Annotated in this window: 17 protein-coding genes; 13 read left to right on the top strand and 4 right to left on the bottom strand. The window is 32.9% G+C overall.

What is annotated here, in order from left to right:
• Together BFU36_RS04330 and BFU36_RS04325 are read right to left on the bottom strand one after the other, a co-directional pair.
• Positions 1 to 897: a hypothetical protein gene (locus tag BFU36_RS04330; RefSeq protein WP_069282438.1), complete on the bottom strand. Its 897-nt coding sequence runs from the start codon at positions 895 to 897 to the stop codon at positions 1 to 3.
• The gene (locus tag BFU36_RS04325; protein WP_083216348.1) at positions 897 to 1,937 is read right to left on the bottom strand and encodes a HesA/MoeB/ThiF family protein; all 1,041 of its coding nucleotides are present in this window, start codon (positions 1,935 to 1,937) and stop codon (positions 897 to 899) included. Before BFU36_RS04325 ends, BFU36_RS04330 begins: the two co-directional genes overlap by 1 nt.
• Between BFU36_RS04325 and BFU36_RS04320 the strand changes: the two genes are divergently transcribed.
• The 9 genes from BFU36_RS04320 to aroA are packed head-to-tail and all read left to right on the top strand — an operon-like array spanning position 1,840 to position 10,598.
• On the top strand, positions 1,840 to 2,664 hold the full coding sequence (locus BFU36_RS04320) for a transketolase (RefSeq protein ID WP_069284583.1): 825 nt from the start codon (positions 1,840 to 1,842) through the stop codon (positions 2,662 to 2,664). The two genes, BFU36_RS04325 and BFU36_RS04320, sit on opposite strands and share 98 nt — an antisense overlap.
• Positions 2,633 to 3,571, top strand: coding sequence for a transketolase family protein (locus tag BFU36_RS04315; RefSeq protein WP_069282436.1), 939 nt, complete (start codon positions 2,633 to 2,635; stop codon positions 3,569 to 3,571). Before BFU36_RS04320 ends, BFU36_RS04315 begins: the two co-directional genes overlap by 32 nt.
• Entirely contained in the window at positions 3,572 to 4,612 is a 1,041-nt protein-coding gene (locus BFU36_RS04310) for a chorismate mutase (RefSeq protein ID WP_069282435.1), read from the top strand.
• Positions 4,609 to 5,604, top strand: coding sequence for a 3-deoxy-7-phosphoheptulonate synthase (aroF, locus tag BFU36_RS04305; protein WP_069282434.1), 996 nt, complete (start codon positions 4,609 to 4,611; stop codon positions 5,602 to 5,604). The genes BFU36_RS04310 and aroF overlap by 4 nt, the downstream gene beginning before the upstream one ends.
• Complete coding sequence (aroB, locus tag BFU36_RS04300; protein WP_069282433.1) at positions 5,601 to 6,662, top strand: 3-dehydroquinate synthase; 1,062 nt, start codon at positions 5,601 to 5,603, stop codon at positions 6,660 to 6,662. Before aroF ends, aroB begins: the two co-directional genes overlap by 4 nt.
• Positions 6,647 to 7,459 carry a shikimate dehydrogenase gene (locus tag BFU36_RS04295; RefSeq protein ID WP_069282432.1) on the top strand — a complete coding sequence of 271 codons (813 nt, stop codon included), beginning with the start codon at positions 6,647 to 6,649 and terminating at the stop codon, positions 7,457 to 7,459. Before aroB ends, BFU36_RS04295 begins: the two co-directional genes overlap by 16 nt.
• Positions 7,428 to 8,600 (top strand): chorismate synthase, encoded by a 1,173-nt coding sequence (gene aroC, locus BFU36_RS04290; protein ID WP_069282431.1) that lies wholly within the window; start codon positions 7,428 to 7,430, stop codon positions 8,598 to 8,600. The genes BFU36_RS04295 and aroC overlap by 32 nt, the downstream gene beginning before the upstream one ends.
• Positions 8,573 to 9,376: a shikimate kinase gene (locus BFU36_RS04285; protein WP_069282430.1), complete on the top strand. Its 804-nt coding sequence runs from the start codon at positions 8,573 to 8,575 to the stop codon at positions 9,374 to 9,376. The genes aroC and BFU36_RS04285 overlap by 28 nt, the downstream gene beginning before the upstream one ends.
• Positions 9,351 to 10,598, top strand: coding sequence for a 3-phosphoshikimate 1-carboxyvinyltransferase (gene aroA / locus BFU36_RS04280; protein ID WP_069282429.1), 1,248 nt, complete (start codon positions 9,351 to 9,353; stop codon positions 10,596 to 10,598). The genes BFU36_RS04285 and aroA overlap by 26 nt, the downstream gene beginning before the upstream one ends.
• A gap of 6 nt (positions 10,599 to 10,604) precedes the next feature.
• On the opposite strand, the gene BFU36_RS04275 is transcribed toward aroA, so the two are convergent.
• Entirely contained in the window at positions 10,605 to 10,910 is a 306-nt protein-coding gene (locus BFU36_RS04275) for a Rieske (2Fe-2S) protein (protein ID WP_069282428.1), read from the bottom strand.
• A gap of 543 nt (positions 10,911 to 11,453) precedes the next feature.
• On the opposite strand from BFU36_RS04275, the gene BFU36_RS04270 reads away from it, so the two are divergent.
• The 4 genes from BFU36_RS04270 (at position 11,454) to BFU36_RS04255 (ending at position 14,490) form a co-directional block, all read left to right on the top strand.
• Positions 11,454 to 11,747, top strand: a complete 294-nt coding sequence (locus tag BFU36_RS04270) for a hypothetical protein (protein WP_069282427.1) — start codon at positions 11,454 to 11,456, stop codon at positions 11,745 to 11,747.
• Between the two features lies 1 nt (position 11,748).
• Positions 11,749 to 13,407, top strand: coding sequence for a helicase C-terminal domain-containing protein (locus BFU36_RS04265; protein WP_069282426.1), 1,659 nt, complete (start codon positions 11,749 to 11,751; stop codon positions 13,405 to 13,407).
• A gap of 7 nt (positions 13,408 to 13,414) precedes the next feature.
• Positions 13,415 to 14,209, top strand: a complete 795-nt coding sequence (locus tag BFU36_RS04260; RefSeq protein WP_069282425.1) for a thioredoxin family protein — start codon at positions 13,415 to 13,417, stop codon at positions 14,207 to 14,209.
• Positions 14,210 to 14,271: 62 nt separating this feature from the next.
• The gene (locus tag BFU36_RS04255; protein WP_069282424.1) at positions 14,272 to 14,490 is read left to right on the top strand and encodes a hypothetical protein; all 219 of its coding nucleotides are present in this window, start codon (positions 14,272 to 14,274) and stop codon (positions 14,488 to 14,490) included.
• Positions 14,491 to 14,671: 181 nt separating this feature from the next.
• Here BFU36_RS04255 and BFU36_RS04250 read toward each other — a convergent pair whose 3' ends face one another.
• Positions 14,672 to 16,546, bottom strand: a complete 1,875-nt coding sequence (locus BFU36_RS04250; protein WP_197490543.1) for a hypothetical protein — start codon at positions 16,544 to 16,546, stop codon at positions 14,672 to 14,674.
• Positions 16,547 to 16,629 lie beyond the last annotated feature (83 nt).

The following is a 16,629-nucleotide window of genomic DNA, read 5'->3' as shown; positions in this document are numbered from 1 at the left end:
CTATCTCTTTAAAACTTCTTTAGACCATTTTTTAAGTTCTTCAAAATGCATATCTTTGAAGAACGCAAAGCCTATCATGTTGCACACGATATAATTTAATCTTGTGATGAAAACATAAGAAGGATTTAAGAATATCGAAAGCGCTAATTCTCCTACTATCGCAGCAGATGGGATAGGTATTAGCGTTGATGCTTGATATAAGAATGATATAAAGATTGATAATATAATGTTATGAGTTATGTAATAAAAATATATCCCATAAATTGTGAAACTAAGTATTGAAATTATTGTATAGATTATGAGTTCCTTGTTAGTTCCTTCTCTAAGGTATGATTTAAACTCGAGATAACTAGTAGCAATATGCTCCATTTTAATTACTCTGAATAAGTAAGATTCAACTCTATTTAACTTGGATGATTGAAAATAAAAATAGGATAAAGCCAATCCCCATCCCACAATATTTGAAACAGTAACTATTATAAATATTATTTCTAAAGGATTGAAATATATTGGGAGAAATAAAAGATAACCTACACAAATTCCTAATACGTCAATGGAACCTACTAAAATGGAATAACTAAAGGCTTGCCTTAGGTTTAGTCCATACTTATTATACACTAAACTTCTAGCTAGCTCTTGCCCAGCCCAGCCTGGAATAAGTAAACCAGTAGAGTTTCCTACTAGTCTACCTTTTGTAGTTGTACCAATCTTTAATCGAGTTATCATTGAATCCTTAAATGAAGTTACTATGTTTTGACCTAAGTAGGAAGCTAGAAAAAGTAGAAAGAATTTAGGATCTTCTGATATTACATGTAATACATTAATTTTAAAGATAATTGCATAAACTATAATTACTACGAATGGCAAAAAAGCTGAAACAACGTATTTTTTATCCATTATCTTCCCCTTTTCTCAAAACAACCAATCTTTGGGTAACATAATAATATAGACTCATTTATTTTTGAAATTTTGGGTTTTTCGAGACCTTCAACATTTATATAGCTTCTAAATATTCCACAGCTCGGTTTTTCTTTTTTAGAGTTCAAAAATGGAAACTCTTTTAAAGAGCAAGTTCTACACTTCTGATTCTTTTCTATATATATTTTATCTATTGATATTTCTTTGGAGTCTATGTAATATAGTCTACTATCTTCAGCTCCTCTTAAATGGTTTAGCATCAAATTAACTTGAACAGTCGCAGTTAATTCTACTATCAGGGGAGTAGTTCCTATAACTTCACATGCATTTTGTTCTTCATTACTATCATAATCTATATAACAAGAAAGACATGAAGTCTTATTTGGTAATATTAATTTAGCTGAGCCATATTCACCATTGATTCCTCCGTATATTAGCGGTATTCCGGCCTTTACTGCTGCGTCATTAAGCAGTAATTTGTAATATAAACTATCTAATCCATCAAAAATATAGTTTTTATCTTTTATTAGTTCTTCAATATTTTTTTCATCTATTATATCAATAATATAATTAGCCTTAATTGATGGATTTATCAGCTTTAATTTTTCTCCACAAACTTCAGCCTTAGGCCTTCCAATATCTCTTTCATCAAATAAGTGTGTCCGATGCAAATTAGATACTTCGACTATATCAGCATCAACAACTGTTATCTCTCCTACACCTAGCCTAGCTAACAACTCTGCTATCGTACTACCTAATGCACCGCATCCAGCTATGAGCACCTTAAGTTCACTTAGCTTTTGTTGCAAACCAAGCCCTAATACTAGCAGTTGCCTTGAATATCTTTCCACAAAATTATAATGTAGAATAATCTTTAAAAATAAGTTTTTCTTACTACAATTGGGGTCTGATGTTGTTCCAATGGAAAAAGGTGGAGGGCGTGATGGAACTCCAATATCAGTAGAGGAATTAGATAGATTAAGGCAAATAGCGGAAAAAGCCAGAAAGAATGTAATCAAAATGTTGTTCTATGATCAGACAATACATGTAGGTTCATCATTAAGCAGTATAGAAATTCTAACAACGCTAATATTTAAATATATAAGGAATGATTCAACTATAGTAAATAAGGATTGGTTAATCCTAAGTAAAGGACATGCTGCGCCTGCACTTTATGCCTTATTGGCAGAAAAGGGCTATATTAAGGAAGAAGAGTTGTGGAGAATACAAGATGTGGCTGGTTTACTTCAAGGTCATCCAGAAGTGTTTATTCCTGGCGTTGACATGTCCACGGGAAGTTTAGGACAAGGGTTAAGTTTTGGTATAGGGGTTGCTACTGGGATTAAAATGTCTGGAGGTAACGGTAGAGTTTATGTGATAATGGGCGATGGTGAACAAGATGAAGGAGAAGTTTGGGAAGCTATGACACATGCTGTAGTAAGGAATTTAGATAACTTGATAGCCTTTGTAGAAATGAACAAATTTCAGTTAGACGGTAGTACGGATGAAATAAAGCCTAAGAACTACCTACCTAAAGTATGGGAAGAAGTAGGATGGAAAGTATTAAACTGTGATGGTCATGATTTCATTAGTATATCCAACGCTCTTGAAGAGGCATTCAAAGCTAATAAGCCAGTTGTAATATTTGCAAACACCCTTAGGGGTAAGGGTTTTGCCCAAATAGAAAACACTAAGAAACAGAGGTCGAGTCCAGATGATGCAAGGAAATATTTACTCGATGCGTGAGACTTTCGGAAGATTATTACTGAAACTGGGAGAGGAAGATAAGGACTTAATAGTTATTACTGCTGATGTTGGAGACTCTACTAGGGCAGCTTACTTTAAAGAAAAATTTGTTGACAGGTACTTTAATGTAGGTATCTCCGAGCAAGATATGGTAAATTTCGCTGCAGGCCTGTCTGCAGTAGGAAAAAAACCTATGGTAGTAGAATTTGCAATGTTCTTATTGAGAGCATGGGAGCAGATAAGAAATACTATTGGTAGAATGAATTTAAATGTAAAAATTGTAGTTACACATTCTGGATATAGTGATCATGGTGATGGTTCTAGCCATCAAGCCTTAGAAGACATAGCCTTAATGAGGGTAATACCTAACATGAGAGTTATCGTGCCTGCTGATCCAAAGGATGTGGAGAGAAGTTTGCCAGTAATAATAAAGGAAAAAGGTCCTATATATTACAGATTAGGAAGGGACTATTCACCACCGGTTACTGTAAATAATGAATATGAGTTCAAAATAGGAAAGGCTTATGTGTTAAGAGACGGTACTGATTTGACAATAGTGGGGGCAGGAGTTGTTTTATGGGACGCTTTAAAGGCTGCTGAAGAATTAGAAAAATTGGGTATAAGTACTGCAGTTATTAACTTATTTTCAATTAAACCAATAGATGAGAATACAATAGAATACTATGCCAGAAAGACTGGTAGAGTGATCACTATAGAGGAACATAGTATATATGGCGGTGTGGGTTCAGCTGTTGCCGAGGTATTAGTTAGGAGATATCCAGTTCCAATGAGATTTATAGGTGCAACTACATTTGGCAGATCAGCTAGAAGTCAGAGGGATCTTTTAGACTATTACAATATAAACTATAAAAGTATTATAAGGGAGGCAATTGATTTATTGAAATAAATGAGTGGAGAATTAGCCAAGCTGAGGCAGGAAATAGATAAAATTGATGAGCAAATAATAAAACTTTTTGCTCTCCGTCTAGAATTATCTAGAAAGATAGGTAAGATAAAAGCTGAGAGAAATAATTCTATTACTGATGAGAGTAGGGAAAATAAGGTTAGGGAGAATTGGTTAGTTAATTCAAGAAAGTATGGTATACCTCAGTCTTTTGTGGAATCTGTTCTACCCGTTATTTTTTCGTATTCTAAGTTAATGCAAATTAATGTAAATGAAAAAGAAAAAATAGTCGTTTATGGTTACGGGGGTATGGCTAGATCATTAGTTTCAATACTTTCCTTAGCTGGACATGAAATAGCAATAACTGGGAGAGATATTAATAAGGCTGAAATGCTAGCAAAGCAATTTAACTGCGTAAGCATGAATCCACTCGAGGCAACGGGATGGGGAGAAATCTTTATTTTAGCTATTCCGCCAGATGTTATAGTTGCAAATTTATCTGATTTTATAGGAAAACTTAGTAATAAGATCCTAATGGATATATCATCATCTAAATCAATAATTTTTAAATATTTAGAGGAATTTTCTAAAAAGGCTAAATTTAAATTTGTTTCGACACATCCCCTATTTGGTCCGATAGATTACCCTGTGGGAGAGAGAATAGTAATAATTCCTTCAGAAAATAGTACTAAGGATGATATTGTAAGAGTAGAGAAACTATGGAGAGATGCCGGTTTAGTTCCAGTTATAACTGACGTAGAAACTCATGAGAAGGCTATGGCTATAGTACAGGTACTTTCGCATTATTATCTTTTAGGTCTTTCTGATTCTATTAGTTTAGTAACTAAAGAGTTAAATGTAGATATCTCGAATTTTCACACTACTAATTTTAGGGAGATATTTAAGGTTTTGTCTAGAGTCAATGAAATAAAAGATATCATTCTTGAAATTCAACGCCAAAACCCATATGCATATAAGGTTAGAAGTATAGGTTTAGAAGTACTTAAAAAGCTTAAACAAAATTTAGATGGGGAAACGAAATGATGCTCTATATTTTAAAAGCCAACGTAGATACTTCATTACTTAAAGAAAAGCTTAACAGATCCTCTGCATCGTATAAGTTTCTCAATTTATATGGCAAGAACTTATTATTAGTTTGGCCAGATCAGTACGCTAAAGATATTGTAGATGATAGTATAGAAATAGCTGTAAACGTGAGGAAATCTTATGTTCTTTCAAGTAATGATTGGAAAAAGGAACCTACAATAGTAAGGGTTAAAGATACTGAAATTGGTGGAAATAAGATAGTCGTTGCTGCCGGGCCATGTGCTGTGGAAAGCGAGGAGCAACTTAGTACTGCGGCTAAAGGAATTAAAAGAGCAGGAGCCTCTTTGCTTAGAGGAGGAGCTTATAAGCCTAGAACTAGTCCATATTCTTTCCAAGGTTTAGGCGAGGAAGGAGTAAAGTTATTGAGAAAAGTTGGAGATGAGGTTGGATTGCCAATAGTCACTGAGATCATGGATACTAGAGATACAGAAATATTTAAGAAATATGTAGATATGGTTCAAATAGGAGCTAGAAACGCTCAGAATTTTTCCTTGTTAAAGGAAGTGGGTAAAATAGGGAAACCAGTGCTGTTAAAGAGAGGAATGGGAAATACTGTTGAAGAATGGCTACAAGCCTCTGAGTATATTCTACTCGAAGGTAATGGAAACGTTGTATTATGTGAGAGAGGAATAAGGACTTTCGAAAAGTCTACTAGATTTACTATCGATATAGGTGGAATGATAGCAGCAAAAATGATGACTCACTTACCTATTTGTGCTGACCCTAGTCATCCTGCTGGTAGAAGAGAATTAGTTCACTCATTAGCATTAGCATCAGTAGCAGCTGGAGCTGATATGCTGCTGATTGAGGTCCATCCGGAGCCTGAAAAAGCATTAAGTGATTCTGAACAACAATTAACAATAGAGTCATTCGAGGTCTTAATGAATAGGATAAGGAGCTTAGCCCAAGCCTTAGGTAGAGGATTATGATAGAGATTTCTGAAGACATATGTTGTTCCAAGGTAAATATTGTTATAGGAAAAGGGGCTTTAAGCAAATTAAGTGAAATTAAGGATAAGAACGTAGCTCTGATTCATTCTAAGAAGATTAATGTTGATGGAATTAAAACATATTTGGAAAGATTTTATGATATTCCGATTAATGATGGAGAAGATTCAAAGGATTTATCTAATGTTATGTTAATCATTAAGGAGTTATTTAATAGAGGGTTTGATAGGGGAGATTATCTTGTTGCCTTAGGAGGAGGAACAGTAACAGATGTGGCAGGTTTCGTAGCTTCAATTTATCTGCGTGGTATTAACTTAATTAATATACCTACGACGCTTTTAGGTATGGTTGATGCTTCGATAGGAGGGAAAAATGGAGTAAATTTTGGGGATATAAAGAACGTCCTTGGCACCTTTTATCAACCTTCGTTAATAATTTCTGATCTAAAATTTTTGGAAACTTTACCAGCTGATGAGTTATTAAAGGGATTAGCAGAAGTTATAAAGTATGGACTTACTCTAGATAAAGAGTTATATGACTTCTTGTCCCTTAATAAGGATAAAATATTAGCTAAGGATGAAGAGGCATTAGAAGAAATTATCTATAGATCATCTCTTGATAAAATAAATGTGGTAAAAGAAGACGAAAGGGAGAATAAAGGTATAAGAATAGTATTAAATTTTGGTCATACGATTGGACATGCAATCGAAGCGGGTTCAGAGTTCATGATTGCTCATGGTTACGCTGTTTCTGTTGGAATGCTATGTGAAGCTAAGATAGCAGAGGAACTAGGATATGCTGAGGAGGGAGTGGTAGAAGACGTTTTATGGCTAATTCAATTATATGGGTTACCTTACGATGTTTCACAACTTAAATATGACATAAATTTGGATAAGGCAATATCTGCTATTGAAAGGGATAAAAAACATAGAGGTAATGTTATAAAGATGCCATTTCCTACAAGGATAGGAAGCTGGAAAGGGGTTGATGTACCTTTAGAGATTATTAAGGGGTTTGCGTTTCAATGTTTGAGGAAATAAATTACAACACCAAACTATATGGTCTAATCGGAAAAAATATCAAGTACACTTTATCACCTTATATACATAATTATTCGTTTAAACTTCTTGGAGTAAATGCTGTCTATTTGGTATTTGACTTAGATGAGACGAAGTTTAATAATGCAGTTATAGGTCTATTAGAAGTGGCGGAGGGGCTCAATGTTACGATACCTTATAAAGAGAAGGTTATTTCGTACTTGAAGAGAATAAACAATGCTTATGAGAGAATCGGAGCTATCAATACGATATTTAGAGGTGAGGGCTTTAATACAGATTACATGGCAATAAAGGTCTTAGTTTCGGAGAAGTTTAATAGTATTAGTGGATTAACATGTCAAATTTTTGGGGCAGGTGGGGCTTCAAAGGCTGTTGCTTTCGCCTTAGGAGAGTTGGGATGTTTCTTGAAAATACTTAACAGAACCACTGAGAAAGCCATAGAATTAGTTAATTCTTTGAACAAAAATGGAATAAATGCAGTTGTTACAAAGAACTGCGATAACAATAACGATCTAATAGTTAATGCTACACCTAATCCTTCTATAGTAACTGACGAGTGTGTAAAAAACGCTAAATTTGTGATAGAACTTGTTTACGATCCGGTAGAGACTGAATTAGTTAAAAAAGCTAAAAAATATGGTCTTAAATATATAGATGGTATTGAAATTTTAGTAAGACAAGCAATGGAATCTGAGAAGATATGGTTTAATAAGAGTGTTCCTTATGAAAAGATTATAGAGTATCTTTATGCCAGGAAACTCATTAGGCGAGAGATATAGAATAACTACTTTCGGAGAGAGTCATGGTCCATCAGTAGGAGTAGTAATAGACGGGCTACCAGCTGGTCTACCATTATCTGTCGATGATATAAGGTTTGAATTAGAGTTTAGAAGACCTGGAAGATTATATGTCTCTGGGAGAAGAGAGAAGGACGAGCCTGAAATATTAAGTGGTATATTTAACGGAAGGACTACTGGTGCGCCAATAGCTGTAATAGTTAAGAATTCTGACGTAATTTCGTCATTATATGAAGAAATAAGATATAAACCAAGACCTGGACATGCTGATTTGCCTTACATTATGAAATATGGATACGAAAACTGGGATTATAGAGGGGGTGGGAGAGCAAGTGCTAGAGAAACTGTAAGTAGAGTGATTGCAGGGGCTATAGCTAAGAAACTGTTAATGTTAACCGACACATGGGTAGCAGGTCATTTAAAAAGTTTGGGACCAGAAGAGTTAAATAATGAAGTATCATTCGATGAGGTATTATGTTCTAAATACAGTCCGGTAAGAGCTAGTAAAAAAGACCTTGAGGCTAAATACGAGGATCTGATAAGGAAAGCTACGCAAGACGGTGATAGTTACGGTGGGATTGCTGAGATAATTGTTAGAAATCCGCCGATAGGTTTAGGCGAACCAGTTTTCGATAAATTGAAAGCTGATTTAGCTAAGGCTATAATGTCCATTCCTGCTGTAGTTGGATTCGAATATGGCTTAGGCTTTAAAATGGCTAAAATGAAAGGTAGTGAGGCTAATGATGAAATTATTAGAAAAGATAACAGATTAGGTTGGAGATATAATAATGCTGGAGGAATATTAGGCGGATTAACTAATGGTGAAGACATAGTTCTTAGATGTGCGTTTAAGCCTACAAGTTCGATCAGGAAGCCACAAAAAACGGTAGATTTGAGAAGCTTAGAAGAGGCTACGATATCAGTTATAGGCAGACATGATCCAGCTGTAGCAATCAGAGGAGTTACTGTAGTTGAGGCAATGGTAGCAATCGTATTAGTTGATCATGCTTTACGTGCTGGTGTAATTCCTACAGTTAGGTTATCTGAAGAGCAAGCTAAGACTGTGGAAGAACGTTGGAGGAGGTATGTTAATTTATGCAAGCCTACGGTGGAGTCTCAATAGTAAACGCTTTACCTTCATGGTATGGTTCTACAATGGCTTTAAATATGAAGGTCAGCGTTAATGTTAAGGAAGGAATAAGAGATAGATCAAAAGAGACAGATTTAATAAAAATAATTATAGATTATTTTAAGGAAAAATATTCAATACCGGATATTTTAGTGGAAGTTAATTCGGAATTACCTCAACAAGGAGGCCTAAAAAGTAGTAGTGCAGTTTCAGTAGCATTAATTAGCGAGATATATAGGAAATTTGATATAAAGGATCCCATTTTCCCTCCCATTTTATCAGCTATTCTCTCTATTAAGGCAGGCGTATCTTACACTGGTGCACTTGACGACGCTACAGCTGCCTTTTGTGGCGGTATATCTTATACTTACAATAAATATTTTAAAATAATAAAAGTTCAAAAACCCATCGAAGATATATCAGTACTTGTATTATTAAGAGGAGGAAGACAAATTAATATAGATATAAAGAAGCTAAGAGACTTTCAAATGATATTTGAAGAAATCTTTCAAATTGGGTTGAGAGATCCTCTGGAGGCTATGAAACTTAATGGTATTTTGATAGCCAATTTACTGGGATATTCCCTTGATCCCGTAAGAGACGCATTAAAGAAAGGTGCTGTTGCTAGTGGGATAAGCGGTAACGGTCCTTCATATTTCGCCATAGTAAAGGAAGGCGATGAAGGTCCAGTATACGAAATTCTTAAGAGATATGGAAACGTTATTATAACTAGGCCAATGAATCTTGATTGCAAAGATTTATCCATCTAAAATTACTGGTACGATAAAAGCTCCACAGTCTAAAAGTATAGCTATTAGATTAATTTTTCTCTCTCTCTTTACCAAAGTTAAATTAAAAGATCTCGTATTGTCTGAGGATGTAAGTGATGCGATAAATGCTGTAAAGGCACTAGGTGTTAATGTAAACAACGATTTTGAGTTCATTCCACCTAAGAGTCTTGAGATAAAGGAGAAATATATTAAGCTGAAAGGTTCTGCTACTACTCTCAGAATGTTAATTCCGATAATATCTGCTGTAGGAGGGGAGGTAATAATAGATGCCGACGAGCCTCTAAGAAGAAGACCCATAAAAAGAGTGGTCGAGACATTAGGCAATTATGGTGTAAAATTCTCTTCTGAGTCTTTGCCCGTTAAGATGAGTGGAAAGTTAAACTCAGATTACATTAAAATACATGGAGACGAGAGTAGCCAATATATATCGGGACTAATTTATGCTCTACATATTTTGAATGGCGGGAAAATAGAGGTAATTCCCCCATTTTCATCAAGAAGTTACGTCTATCTTACTGCTGATATATTCAATAAACAAGGTTCTAGAGTAAATATTAAAGATAATATAATAACTATAGAAACCTTGAGGTTAGAGGAGTATGATGGAGAAGTAGGAGGAGATTATGGATTATCCGCATTTTATGCATTAGCCTCTTTAGTGACGGGAGGAGAATTAACTATTTACAATTTATGGAAGCCTGGGAATTACTTTGGCGATCATAATATAGTTCAAATATTTAGTAAGATGGGAGCTTATAGTATATATGACGAAGGAAAATGGTACTTGAGGGCTGAACATAAATACTCGCCTATAAGGTTAGATATTGATGATATCCCTGATCTAGCAATGCCCATCTCTGGATTAGCTGGGATTGCCTACGGTATTAGTGAGCTGTACAATATAAAGAGGTTAAGAATTAAGGAAAGCGATCGTGTTAATAGTATAAAAGACATCCTTAATTCTTATAGCATAGAGGTTAATGTTGAGGATAATACACTCTCTATAGTTGGTAAAGGCATAGATGCCGTGAGAAGTATTAACATAACTAAATGTTATAATGATCACAGAGTTGCGATGCTTTCTTCTGTGCTAGGATTAATTAGTGGTGGGACAGTAGAAGAGGCTGAGTGCGTAAATAAGAGCAATCCTAATTATTGGAAGGATCTAATTTCATTAGGCGCAAAAATCTCTATAAGTTAAGATATGCTAGTCATATATTACTATATTATCATCTTCAATTTTTACCTTATAAGTCTTTATTGGCTTTTTGGAGGCTCCTTTCCTAGGACTTCCATCGTATATAGAGAAATGAGAAAAATGACACTGACAGATTAGCTCTTCTTTTATGATTACTCCGTATTTAAAAATATCACATCCCAAATGAGGACACTTATCGTCAAATGCGAAGAACTTATTAGGACCTAAACAAAATATAATTATCCCTCTTCCATTGGCATCAATTCTTTTCCTTTCACCTGTCTTAAAATCACTTCTCTTAAGCCTTATTTCCATTCTAGCAAAAACATATGTTAGGAAGTATAAATAAACTGCCTTTTCTTGAACGTAATCTTATAGACTTTTGTAAATTAGATGTGCTACTTAACCAAAAATTTGTATAAAGACTATATCACAACTTTTCATTAAAAGAGTTTTTGCATTTCATGTAGATCGATTACAGGGCAGTCATTTACCTAAGAAAATTATTTATTACTGTTATCTCGGTTTCTTCACGTCTTAGATAAGTCTAACTTAATTTTTGGCTTAAAAAATACTACATAAATTGTTTAAGAATTTCTATTTAGGGATAAACATTTATAAAAAGGAGAATCTCGCTATCGAGAGATTCAACAATTACTTTTTTTTATGTTCATCATATAGTACTCTCTTTGTCATAAACAAGTTAGTATCAATATTTTTTATTCATTATATTTATTTAAATTATAAAAAAAGGAAAGTTTAAGCAAATAATATACTGTATTAAAGGTTATATAAAAATCATTTAACAATTACTTTATAAGATTAGTCTTATCATTTAATAGATAGAGGAGTATAAAGATGTTAGAAATTAAGGAAGATCTTAGAAGTAAGCTGGACTATAGAATTATTGAGATAGCTCAGAGCTCTCCTAATACAGAAATAAAAGCGATAATAGTTACTTCGGTTCCACCATCGAGTGAAATAGTTAGTAACATTCAGCAGAGTTCATTAAAGATAGAGAGAGTGTTTAATATAATGAACGTCGTTAAGGTTAGAGGCAAAGTTAAGACAATTTTGCCTATAGTCGAAAAACCATTTGTTAAATACATAATGTTAGAAGAAGTTATAGTAAGCACTCCAGAATTATTATAATGTGAAGCTTAGAGAGTGGCAAGAAAAACTTTCAGAAAAAGTAATTCAAGCGTTAAGACAGAATTTTTTAGTAGCATTACAAGCTCCTACAGGTAGTGGTAAGACCATTTTTGCACTACATGTAGGTTTTAAAGTTAAAGAGAGATTAATATTTGTAGTTAGAACTCATAATCAGTTTTTCCCAGTGTATAGAGAATTAAAAACATATTATAGTGATAAGGACCTAGCTTTTATCATTGGTAAATCATCAGCTTGTTTGTATACTTCAGAAGACGTTGACCCTCAAGATATTTATTGCAATATATGCTCAGCATATAAAGGCTTAACTTATAAGTTAACTATCAAAGATCCGCCTAGCATCTTTTTAAATAAGTTGAAAGAAGAGGGAAAAAGTGCTAATTTTTGTCCTTATTACTCATTGTTAGACAGCGTTAATTATGCTCATGTCATTATTATGACGTACCCTTACTTGTTCTTTCCTTGGCTTAGAGATCTACTTAATATAGATTTCAGCAAGTACATAATAGTAATCGACGAAGCTCATAATATTGATAACATTTCTAGCATAGACGAGAAAAGACTTAGTAAAAGAAGCCTAGACCAGGCTATAAGTCAAGCTAGGTCTAATGAAGCGAGACGAATTTTAGAAAAATTAAAGAATACGACTAGCAAGCTTATACATCCTGATGAGAAGAACATATTAGTTAGTGACATAAGTGAATTGAGATTAAGTGATGATGAGATAAGAATTCTAGAAGATGAGTATAGTGATATTAGACAAGAGATGATAAAAAGCGGCAAAATCAGTAAAAATTATATAGGCAATATACTACGCTTTCTATACAGCATACAAGATGAAAGAATTAAGGTATTCTCCTATTCTGACTCACTGGTTGCTAAGTATATAATTTCATCGGATTTTATAAATATATTAAATGATGAAAATTTAACTTTCATGCTAATGTCTGGTACGATGCCACCACTAGATTATTTAAAAAATATCATCGGAATTAATAGAAGAGAGATTATATATATTGACGTCGAGAAAGCAGTTAAAAGTAAGGTCTCTGGGTCATATGAGTGCTTTATCTCATTAGATGTTACATCCGCTTATGCGTTAAGATCAGAGGAAATGGCTAAAAAGTATGCATCATATTTATTAAAGATATTCTATAACTCTTCATTACATGTAATGGCAGTATTTCCTAGTTACGAGTTCATGAATAAAGTCTCTAGGCATTTAAGTAATATAAATTACATAAAGGAAACGCCAGACACCTCCATAGAAGAAGTAATGATTTCGATAAAAGATACCAAAAGTTTAATAATGGGAATAGCGAGGGGAAAATTATCAGAGGGCGTAGAGTTAGTTAGCAATGGTAGAAGCTTAATTTCTGATGTGATAGTTGCTGGTATTCCTTTTCCACCAGTGGACGATTACTTGAAAATAAGAGCAGATGCCATATCGAAGATGCTGAAAAAAGATATTAGTGACGAATTAATTAGAATACAAGCATTAATATCAGTTAAACAGTCAATTGGCAGGGCTATAAGAAGTCCTAACGATAAGGCTACGGTGTGGCTACTTGATAAGAGATTTAATAGCTTATGGTGGAAGAGAGAACTTAATTGTTTGAATGCTAGAAAAATAAAACTGTGAAAAAGGAATGAAAGTCGAGGTTTTCACACACAAGAATTGTATAGAATGTAATATATTGCTAGAATATCTGGAAAATAAGGGTTTATTAGGGAAGGTTCAAATAATAGACACTGAACTTTACCCTTTTATAGCCTTTGAGAGGGGAGTTATTTCTACTCCATCTATTTTCGTTGACGGAAAATTAATTTATGCAGGAAACGTAGATTTAGAGGAATTTGAGAGGATATTGAAGGGAGATAGCGTAGTTAGACAAATTGATAAAAATACATTAGTTGAGAAGCTAATGCTAGGAATTGTAGACTCCTTTGCAGCCACTGCGTGGCTTTATGTCAATAGGGATTTCGATTCCTTTTTAGCTCAAAAGGATTTTATATACGCCGTTACTGGTTTAGTATTTTTAGAAAAGGATACTGCTGAGGAGTATTATAATTATCTAAGGAACGTAATGCTGAAGGAAGGAGATAAGTATATGGAAGAGTGGAAGCCAAAGTTTCTCAAGAATATTTCGTCTAATTTTATAAGAGAGCTGTACTGGCTATACGAGAAAAAAATTAGCAAAGACATAGTCTCGCAGAGATATCCTATTGAAGTTTTTGCTCACTGGTTAATGATAAGAGGAGGATCAGTAGGTAGGGTTGGACTCAGAATTCATCCTCTTTCAGATAATCAAACAATGAGCAGGGTATTAGAAGTATATAAATTCATGTTAGAAAACTATGACGAATTATGGGAAAAGGTTGAAAGGGAACAAAAAGAAATAAAGGCTAGAAATAGGGAGCAGATCAGATATAATGTACTTTAATTTTGCATTTTTAAAAAAACAGTGTTTGTAACTTTTTTAATCTGAGAGAAGTAGTATCATTTATGACTATCCTTGATCTTCGCGGGAAAAGTTGCGAGGAATTCATGTTAGAGCTTTCGAAATATCTAGTTGGCATGAAGATAGGTGATAGCGTTCAAGTAATAATAGATAAGGATAGAGTATTATGCACTCATCAACTTCTTAGAAATGCACCAAGATATCTGTATAAAGCTAATCTAGTTGACGATCACGCTGAAGTAATTATAAGGAGATTAAGGTAAAGGTTCAGAAGTTATTTAATCTCTAAGCACGTTTAAGGATTAATTGGCTTGCTACTTTATTAAAAATCAAATACAAAATCAAATATATAGGTTCAAGCTAATTAATGATAACTGAGGTAGAATTATTATAAAACTTTTTAATATAATGCCTATTTGTATCTATAAGATTGGGAAAAAGGCTTTATTTCATATAGCATATAGAGTCATTAATTATTCTCAGCTTTGAATCCTTCTCCTCTAGTGCTAACTCTATATATTTTGCATAATTTATTGATATCCCTAAATCCATAATTTTTATACAACCTTCTTCTAATACTTTCTGGAATATAATATCATAGTTCTCATTAACCAAATTTATCACATCTATTATTTTACTTTTATCCTTAATTATGTTCATTACATCTGCTAAAATTTCCACTGATGACGCTATGATCTCAAGCCTCTTACATATGGGTTTTGAATTATCTCTCAATTCGTTTTGGATCTGATTTAATAATTCAGTGCTCTTATATTTGGAAAGTAAGGGAACTTCATTAACAATTTTATTATATTCTTCAATTATTTTATTTAGTCTATCTATGTTAATTTCTAGCCCTTGCTCTAACACATCCTTAGCTTTCAATATAAATGTGGCGGGTTTTTCGTCGCTTATCTTAATAATAACCTTTAATATTTCTTGGCTTGATGGAGATTGATACTCTATAGAATTCATATATTGCAGAGATTTTAATAACATATCTATACAATTCTTGCAACTTTTGATGTTATCTTCCGATAAGGCAATATTTAAATAGTCCAGAGCTATATGAATATCTATAAGTTTGATTTCCTTACTTAAATCTATACCAAGCATTGATTTTAGGGAATTACTTATGTTATTTAGAGTTCTATATATGTGATTTATTGTAGCGGAAATTTTGCTTGAAATTAGTTGAATTTTTTGAATATCACTCTCATTTAGTCTTATTAATTCATTTGGAGTTTCAATTCTTTCCAATATAATTCCATATTTCTTAATTTTCTCTATAATATCATTATATTCAGATATTAACTCAAATAAATAATCATTAATTCTTCTTTCGAGCTCAAGTTTTCTTGCATTGAACTCTTTTTCGAAATTACTTAATTCATTAATACTATTTGAACTATTTATAGAACTTTTTATATTATCTAACATTTTTGAATATTTCTGAATGATTGCTATAAATTCAGTATTATCATTAAATATTGTCTTGATCATATTTAGTGTCTTATCTATTTCATTTATTTCGTTTAATATGGAGCTCTTCTTATTAATTATTTCGTTTCTAATATGATACTTAGAATTAACAAATTCCACAATACTTGGCACAAGATTTATAACAGTACTTGCTAAAAATACTATGACCGATGCTAAAATGTTTAATTTAATTAGATAAAGTGCCAGAAATAACGTAAGACTTCCAACTAGGCTATATATCTTATTTATTCCGAGTAATACCCCAGAGATTATTGTAAGGGCAACGAATATCCATAAAAAATAATTGTTTATGTCAAAAATTAACTTATTAATTAAGGCTAAAATGGGAAATGTTGATAATATATTAACTACCTTTCTAGGGTTTTTCTCGGCAATACCAAAAGGTAAAAACAATATAAAGAAGGGATTTATTAAGGAGATTAGTATAGAATCTGAAGTGATTACACTATTAACAGATTCATACTTTATAAATGTAATAAGAGGTAATATGATCAGAAGAATCACCGATATAATCAGTAATATTAGATATTCCGTGGAATAGCTAGTAATTAATGGAGTAAGCGAAATGTTATAAAGTTGTTTATTAATTACAGCATTTTCGATTAAATATGATAATAATAAGACTATTGACATTGGGGTGTATAAAAAGAAAGAAATAGCCGCTATTACCGCTGATATGAAATATGCATAGTTAATGTTTATGAAAATATATGCTATCCTAAAAGCTAATATGGAATTGATTATAGAAACTACTACTCTATTTGCATAATTATATATAGTGCTAGTATTCAACTCTAGATTTTTAAAAACCATCATCTAATTATATTATTTGGCTGATATATATTTTTTACTAGGTTTAGTAAGATAAAGATATAAATAGTAAGAGCTAACATAACATC

This window comes from Sulfolobus sp. A20, assembly GCF_001719125.1.
Lineage (GTDB): Archaea > Thermoproteota > Thermoprotei_A > Sulfolobales > Sulfolobaceae > Saccharolobus.
Note: the sequence above shows the minus strand (reverse complement) of the source record. Positions and strands in the feature narration are given on the sequence as shown.